The 2400-nt window shown below is 61.6% G+C and carries 4 protein-coding genes; all 4 read left to right on the forward strand.

From position 1 onward, the window contains the following. A partial coding sequence (gene ccoN, locus IVA79_RS07480) for a cytochrome-c oxidase, cbb3-type subunit I (protein WP_247551461.1) occupies window positions 1-1228 on the forward strand: 1228 nt, incomplete at its 5' end. 11 nt (window positions 1229-1239) lie between these two features. After that, window positions 1240-1974, forward strand: a complete 735-nt coding sequence (ccoO, locus tag IVA79_RS07485) for a cytochrome-c oxidase, cbb3-type subunit II (RefSeq protein WP_247551463.1) — start codon at window positions 1240-1242, stop codon at window positions 1972-1974. Between the two features lie 13 nt (window positions 1975-1987). Next, window positions 1988-2152 (forward strand): cbb3-type cytochrome c oxidase subunit 3, encoded by a 165-nt coding sequence (locus tag IVA79_RS07490; RefSeq protein WP_246916827.1) that lies wholly within the window; start codon window positions 1988-1990, stop codon window positions 2150-2152. A 6-nt stretch (window positions 2153-2158) separates the two neighbouring features. Beyond that, on the forward strand, window positions 2159-2400 hold a 242-nt coding region (locus IVA79_RS07495), incomplete at its 3' end, for a cbb3-type cytochrome c oxidase N-terminal domain-containing protein (protein WP_276577463.1).

Here is a 2400-nt window from a genome sequence, read left to right on the forward strand (position 1 = left end):
CAATGTGCTGATCGCGACCTCGTTCTACGTGGTGCAGAAGTCCTGCCGCGCGCGCCTCGCCGGCGACCTCGCGCCCTGGTTCGTCGTGGTGGGCTACAACTTCTTCATTCTGATCGCCGGTACGGGCTATCTGCTCGGCGTCACCCAGTCGAAGGAATATGCCGAGCCGGAATGGTATGCCGATTTGTGGCTGACCATCGTCTGGGTCGCTTACTTGCTCGTCTTCCTTGCCACCGTCATCAAGCGCAAGGAGCCGCACATCTTCGTCGCGAACTGGTTCTATCTCGCCTTCATCGTGACGATCGCTGTTCTGCATCTCGGCAACAACCCGGCGCTTCCCGTCTCGGTGTTCGGCTCGAAGTCCTACGTCGCCTGGGGCGGCATCCAGGACGCCATGTTCCAGTGGTGGTACGGCCACAACGCGGTCGGCTTCTTCCTGACCGCCGGCTTCCTCGCCATCATGTACTACTTCATCCCGAAGCGCGCCGAACGGCCGATCTATTCCTATCGGCTGTCGATCATCCACTTCTGGGCGCTGATCTTCCTCTACATCTGGGCAGGTCCCCACCATCTGCACTACACGGCGTTGCCGGACTGGACGCAGACGCTGGGCATGACCTTCTCGATCATGCTGTGGATGCCCTCCTGGGGCGGCATGATCAACGGCTTGATGACGCTGTCGGGTGCCTGGGACAAGCTGCGTACCGATCCCGTGCTGCGCATGCTCGTGGTCTCCGTCGCCTTCTACGGCATGTCGACCTTCGAGGGCCCGATGATGTCGATCAAGGTGGTCAACTCGCTCAGCCACTACACCGACTGGACCATCGGCCACGTGCATTCCGGCGCGCTCGGCTGGGTCGGCTTCGTCTCCTTCGGCGCGCTCTACTGCCTGGTGCCGTGGGTCTGGAATCGCAAGGGGCTCTACAGCCTGAAGCTCGTCAACTGGCACTTCTGGGTCGCGACCCTCGGCATCGTCCTCTACATCTCGGCGATGTGGGTGTCCGGTATCCTCCAGGGCCTGATGTGGCGCGCCTACACCTCGCTCGGCTTCCTCGAATATTCCTTCATCGAGACCGTCGAGGCGATGCATCCCTTCTACATCATCCGCGCCGCAGGCGGCGGGCTGTTCCTGATCGGCGCGCTGATCATGGCCTACAATCTCTGGATGACCGTTCGCGTCGGCGAGCAGGAAGTCCAGATGCCCGTCGCTCTTCAGCCGGCGGAATGAGGAGCCAAGCAATGTCGTTCTGGACACGCCATCAAATCTTCGAAAAGAACTCGATCATCCTGATCGTCGGCATCCTCTTGGTGATCGCGATCGGCGGCCTCGTCGAAATCACCCCGCTGTTCTACCTCAAGAGCACGATCGAGAAGGTCGACGGAGTGAGGCCGTATACGCCGCTGGAGCTCGCGGGACGCAACGTCTACGTCCGCGAGGGCTGCTATCTCTGCCACTCGCAGATGGTCCGCCCGCTGCGCGACGAGGTCGAGCGCTACGGCCATTTCTCGCTCGCTGCCGAGAGCATGTTCGACCACCCGTTCCAGTGGGGCTCCAAGCGCACCGGTCCGGACCTCGCCCGCGTAGGCGCCAAGTACTCCGACGACTGGCACGTGACGCATCTGACCAACCCGCGCGCGATCGTGCCGCAGTCGGTGATGCCGGGCTACCCGTTCCTCAGCCACACCGAGGTCGATCCGGACACGATCGCCGACCACATGCGTACGCTGAGGACCGTCGGTGTGCCCTATACGGACGACCAGATCGCCAGCGCAGGCGCCGATTTGAAGGCCCAGGCCGATCCGGAAAACGCCGGCACTGATGCCTTCAACAAGCGCTACGCCAAGGCCGTCGTGCGCAATTTCGACGGCAGGACCGGCACGCCGACGGAGATGGACGCGCTGATCGCGTACCTGCAGATGCTGGGCACGCTGGTCGACTTCAAGATCTACAACGAGAAAGCCAATCTTCGCTGAGAAGGCATGAACGATGAAAGCTATCCTGACAGTCCATAATCTAGCGTCAGAGCTCGTGACGACGATCTGGACGCCGGTGTTCGTTGCGATCTTTCTCGCGATCATCGCCTACGCATTTTGGCCCCGTAACAAGGCTGTTTTCGATCAAGCAGCGCACCTGCCGTTGCGGGAGGAGTGAGAGACCATGACCGATCATCATAGCGACATCGATTCCGTCTCCGGCAAGTCCACGACCGGACATGAATGGGACGGCATCAAGGAGCTCAATACGCCGCTGCCGCGCTGGTGGGTGATCTGCTTCTACCTCACCATCGTCTGGGCGGTCGCCTACTGGATCGTCTATCCGGCCTGGCCGTTGGTCTCCAGCAATACCACCGGCATGTTCGGCTACTCCTCGCGCGCCGACGTCGCGGTCGAGCTCGCCAA

This window comes from Bradyrhizobium sp. 138 (assembly GCF_023074075.1).
Classification (GTDB): Bacteria; Pseudomonadota; Alphaproteobacteria; order Rhizobiales; family Xanthobacteraceae; genus Bradyrhizobium.